The sequence below is a fragment of the Protofrankia symbiont of Coriaria ruscifolia genome (assembly GCF_900634745.1).
GTDB classification, from domain to species: domain Bacteria; phylum Actinomycetota; class Actinomycetes; order Frankiales; family Frankiaceae; genus Protofrankia; species Protofrankia californiensis.
In genome coordinates this window covers 1-5,000 of the sequence record NZ_CAAAFR010000087.1, presented here as the reverse complement: position 1 = coordinate 5,000, position 5,000 = coordinate 1, and the positions used below count along the sequence as shown (strand labels likewise).

Genomic DNA, 5,000 nt, shown 5'->3' with positions numbered 1-5,000 from the left:
CTGAAGGTCCCGAAATCACCGTCCGTCCGGGCGGGAAGCGCATGCTGACCAGGGACGATGCGCGGTGAACCCCGAGGCGGGGGCGCGTCGAACGACATCGAACATGTGTTCCGCCGACCTGGTAGTGCGGGTGTCGCGGCCTGTGCGCGTGGCAGGCGGGTTCGGCTGACCGTCGCACGTTCTCTTCGGGGGGTTACGGATGCACCATCGAGTGGTGTCTCACGCGTGATACATTCATGATCATGACGGAGGTGGCGGTTCGGGATCTGCGCAACCACGGCGGCGAGATTCTCGACCGTGTCGCGGGCGGGGAGTCGTTGACGGTGACCCGGGACGGCCGTGCGGTCGCGGAGCTGCGGCCACTGCCTCGCCGTCCCCTGCCGGCAGCCCTGCTCCTGGAACGGTGGCGTCGCCTGCCGGCCGTCGATCCTGCGCGGCTCAGAGCGGACATCGACAGTGTGCTGGACCCGGCGCTGTGACACGTCCGCCAGTGGACCACGAACGTGGAGTCCTCGACACCAGCACCGTGATCATGTTGTCGCGGATCGAGGACCCGGCCAGCCTTCCCGCGGAACCGCTGATCACCGCGGTCACGCTGGCCGAGCTTTCGGTCGGGCCGCTGGTCGCGACGACGGACGGGGAACGCGCCGCCCTCCAGACTCATGTTCAGCAGGCAGAGGCCGACTTCGACCCGTTGCCCTTCGACGCGCCGGCGGCCCGGGCGTTCGGACGTGTGGCGGCCTCGCTGCGGCGGGCTGGCCGCAAGCCGTCGGCCCGTGCCTATGACGCCATGATCGCGGCGACGGCCCTGTCCAACGATCTCCCGGTGTACACGTGCAATCCCGCCGATTTCGCCGGCATCGATGGACTCACGGTTATCGCGATCCCTGTACCGGATGCGCCCAGTCCGTAGAGCATTCGCCTCATGGCTCTCCCTGTCTCTCGTGGCCAGGAAGACCGTGCGTCGCTATGGAGTGCCGTCACTTAACCGGCTGTTCGAGCCCTGCACCGCAATGTGCCCGTCCTATCCTTGCATGGGTTTTCGGCTACGGCCGGTGGCCGCGTCGGCAAAGCGGTCGGATAGTTTGCATAGGTGTTGGGCAAGTTCTGGTGGCGATTCGACATCGAAGTCGATGTCGAGCATGCCCGCAACGAGCGCGGCCAGGTCGACGCCCGGCGGGCGAACAACCGGATCGAATCCGACCACAGCCAGCTGAAGGCCGGACTGCGGCCGATGCGCGGACTGAAACGCCTCCGTTCCACCCAAACGGTCAGCTCCGGGCGCGCCTTCGTGCAGAACGTCCGCCGTGGCCACTACGAACTCGGCGTCGAGGCCGAACCGCACCTGCGGCTGTCGGCTGCCTTCACCGAGCTCGTCCTGGCGGTCTGATCAATATTCAGGCAGGGTCCGCCATGTCCTGCTTTCCCACAACGCAACAGACCCATCGAACACCGTAACGACATCCGCGCCTTCAAGGCGTTGTGCGCGAAGGCGGGCCTCCGGCCGGTGCGGCTGCATGATCTTCGACACACCAGCGCGAGTCTCCTGCTCGCCCAGGGGCAGCATCCACGGGTCGTGATGGAGGTCCTCGGGCACTCGCAGATCAGCGTCACCATGAACGTCTACAGCCACGTCATGCCGTCCCTGCTCCACGACGCGGCCGGCGCGATGGGCCAAGCGCTCTGGCGGGACGAAACGGAAGACGACGGCCGGGACGAACGGGAGACAGCCTGAGCCAGGCAGAACGAAGCGATCAAAATTTGGTTACCCGGCCTTCGAGCCGAAACATGCTAAATCAAAATAACGCTCTGACGCGAAGATTCGGGACCGAATCTTCGCGCACCATGGTGCGCCTCGAAGACGGCGCCGCGTTGCTGACCTACTGTTTTGTGGGTGGAGCTGAGGGGATGGAACTTGAACCCCGATCTCGCCCGCTACCTGCGGAAACGCGGCTGATTTCAGTCCTTGCCCCGACCCCTGGGCAACGAGCGAGGAACGGTTCGGTCCTGGTTGAGTTCCCGGAGACAGCACAACAGGCTGGTCGGCCCCCGTCGGCGATTGGCCGAAGGGCCAGGGACAGAGCGCCACGGGCGGAGCCAACGCCCGTCGGCCTGTCCGAGGCCGCGGAATCGCGGACGCCGATCGGCCGGCTTGTGACCCATCCCACGTTGAGGGATATGTCGCATCCATCCGGCGAACCGTCACCCCAAGCCCCATTCTGGGGCCACACCGGCACGGTCCGGGCGGTGGCCGTCACCCCGACGGCCGACAGATCATCAGCGGCGGTTACGACGGCACGGTACGGATCTGGGACCGCGACACCGGCACCACACAAGCCACCCTCACCGGCCACACCGGCCACACCGGCACGGTCACCGCGGTGGCCGTCACCCCCGACGGGTTTGAGATCGTCAGTGTGGGTGATCAGACGATCCGGGTGTGGAACCGTCACAGCGGGATACAGGTCCGCGGCACCGCGACCGGGGGCGGGCCCCGTCCCGGCGAGGCGTGCTTGCCGGGATACGCAGCGACGAGCCCAGCGACGTCGACCTGCTCGACATCGCCGAGGACGTGGACACGCTGGCCACGCTGATCGCCGCGTCCGGCACCGAAGCACCGCTGGCGATCGCGGTACTCGGCGAGTGGAGCGCCGGGAAGTCCACGCTGTTACAGCAGGTACGCGGCCAGGTCGACCGGCTCGCCGCCCTGTCACTGAACAACCTCGGCCGCAGCACATACGCCGCTTCGATCCGGCAGATCACCTTACCATCGGCTTCCGTCAATCCGGCACACTCCTCAACGTGCCGCGCCAGGGAGGCGATCTACCGGGCGGGTAGGCGCTCGAAAACTTCGTCGAGACTCCAGCAACCGTATGACGCGATGAGGCCCGGCCGGCCACACGGCCGGGCCTCATCGCGTTGCGTTCGTGCCGGGCGGAATCGGCCCTGATTGCCCGGCTATGCGAGGAAGCGTCGGGTGATGCCGCCACCATGGGCGCCACCCACCAAAACCGGAACCGAGAAGACGATCAACGGCTACGAAAATCTTGGCAGAGCCGTTAACTTGACACTCCCCACGTGTATATGAGATATGCGGAGAGTGTTGCCCGTTGAGGCGGGACTGTCGGGGTCCTGTCAGAAAGATGACCGGATACCGCGCCTGGCAAAGAGGGGGTAGGCCCCTGCCCGCGTCGTGGACGATGCGGTAGGAAGGAAATGTCCAGGGCCGTCTTCATGTCCGAGGGAGCGGCTTGCCGGTTCCGCATACGAGTCTCCTGCTACCAGGACATTCATTCCGATCGTGTTGCCGGACAGAAGCTCGATGGCAACGTGACGGGTCGCACATGTTGACACGGTGAGGGTTGGCGAAAGGGCCTCGTACAGATGTTCAGGTGGGCACGCCGCCGGAAGGCCAGAAATGACGGCGAGCACGAGGAGCGACCGAAAGTCCCATCAGCACAGGCAGCGAAGCCTGCGGTGCCGCCTGCCGGTGCCACCCAGCTGGCGGCTGAACCCGCCGCGCCGGTGCAGAAGGCTGCGCCGTCCTCGGAGGGGGCGGGGGATGTTCCCGCCGTCTGGGCGGTCGGGGACCGTGTCCTGGGCCTGTATGAGGTGAGGCAGGTCCATGAGCAGGGTGGGATGGGTCTGGTCCACCGGGTGCGTCACCTGGGCTGGAACGTGGACCTGGCGGTCAAGAGCCCGCGGCCGGAGCTGTTCGCCGGCGAGGCGGACAAGGAGCGTTTCACCCGGGAGGCGGAGACCTGGGTGTCGCTCGGGGTGCATCCGCATCTGTGTAGCTGCCATTACGTGCGCACGCTGGGCGGGATCCCGCGGGTGTTCGCCGAGTACGTCGACGGCGGGAGTCTGCGGGAGTGGATCGACGACGGCCGGCTCTACCGGGGCGGGCCGACCGAGGCGCTGGCCCGCGTCCTCGACATTGCGATCCAGGTCGCCTGGGGGTTGGAGCATGCGCACGGCCGGGGGGTGGTCCACCAGGATGTGAAGCCGGCGAACGTGCTCCTCGACGGTGAGGGCACGGCGAAGGTCACCGACTTCGGGCTCGCCCGGACGCGCGGCCTGGCATCAGGGTGGCGGCCGGCCGCGGCCGGCGGCGCGAGCGTCCTGGTCAGCAGCGGGGGGATGACGCCCGCCTACGCCTCGCCGGAGCAGGCGGCGGGCGAGGCGGTGGGCCGCCGCAGCGACGTGTGGAGCTTCGCCGTCACCGTGTTGGAGATGGTCACCGGGGAGGTGACCTGGCGGGCCGGGCCGGCGGCCGGCGCCGCCCTCGCCGACCACCGCGCCCGCGGCCCGGCCGACCCGAGCCGTCCCCCGCTGCCGGCGCGGCTGGCGGATCTGCTGGCCCGCTGTCTACGGAACGACCCCGCCGGCCGGCCGGGAGGCATGGCCGAGATCGCCGCCGAACTCGCCGGCGTCTACCAGCAGGAGCTGGGTCACGCGTTCCCGCGGCAGACCCCGCGGGGAGCGGGACTGCGGGCGGACGAGTTGACCAACCGCGCGCTGTCGATGCTCGACCTTGGCCGGGCCGAGCAGGCGGAGCGGTTCTTCGACGAGGCGCTGGCCGCCGACCCGCAGCACCTGGAGGCGACGTACAACGCGGGGCTGCTGCACTGGCGGGCAGGCAGGATTCCCGACGACATGCTCGTCGCCAGGCTCGATGCGGTCCGCGCGAACGCACCAGACCCCGGGCCGGCGCAGCGCCTGCTCGCCCAGGTGCACCTCGAACGCGGCGACCTCGACTCGGCCCTCCCTCTCCTCGAGGAGGCGGCGCGGAGCGCGCCCGACGACACCGAGGTCCATGCGTCGCTGCAGCGAGCCCTCGCGGGTGGTGCCGCCGGCCGGTGCCTGCACACCCTGCACGGCCACACCCACATCGTGTCCTCGGTGGATGTGAGCGCGGACGGACGATACGCCCTCTCCGGCAGCCACATGGACAAGACGGTGCGGGTATGGGAGCTGACCACCGGCCGCCACCTACACAC

The 5,000-nt window shown here is 68.4% G+C and carries 5 protein-coding genes and 2 pseudogenes; all 7 read left to right on the top strand.

Features of this window, described 5'->3' with window-relative positions; all coding sequences use genetic code 11:
• Positions 1-242: 242 nt before the first annotated feature.
• A complete protein-coding gene (locus CV1CTNOD_RS11460) occupies positions 243-479 on the top strand; it encodes a type II toxin-antitoxin system Phd/YefM family antitoxin (protein WP_131786095.1) in 237 nt (78 codons plus the stop codon).
• Between the two features lie 53 nt (positions 480-532).
• The gene (locus tag CV1CTNOD_RS11455) at positions 533-913 is read left to right on the top strand and encodes a PIN domain-containing protein (protein WP_131786094.1); all 381 of its coding nucleotides are present in this window, start codon (positions 533-535) and stop codon (positions 911-913) included.
• 240 nt (positions 914-1,153) lie between these two features.
• Positions 1,154-1,390 (top strand): annotated as a pseudogene (locus CV1CTNOD_RS11450) (DDE-type integrase/transposase/recombinase); the annotation flags it as partial.
• A 3-nt stretch (positions 1,391-1,393) separates the two neighbouring features.
• Complete coding sequence (locus CV1CTNOD_RS11445) at positions 1,394-1,735, top strand: site-specific integrase (protein ID WP_131786092.1); 342 nt, start codon at positions 1,394-1,396, stop codon at positions 1,733-1,735.
• 394 nt (positions 1,736-2,129) lie between these two features.
• Positions 2,130-2,396: pseudogene (locus tag CV1CTNOD_RS28270) on the top strand (WD40 repeat domain-containing protein); the annotation flags it as partial.
• A gap of 44 nt (positions 2,397-2,440) precedes the next feature.
• Positions 2,441-2,950 carry a hypothetical protein gene (locus CV1CTNOD_RS25685; RefSeq protein WP_207386361.1) on the top strand — a complete coding sequence of 170 codons (510 nt, stop codon included), beginning with the start codon at positions 2,441-2,443 and terminating at the stop codon, positions 2,948-2,950.
• Positions 2,951-3,477: 527 nt separating this feature from the next.
• Positions 3,478-5,000: protein kinase domain-containing protein (locus CV1CTNOD_RS11435; RefSeq protein WP_207386360.1), on the top strand; the 1,523-nt coding region annotated here is incomplete at its 3' end.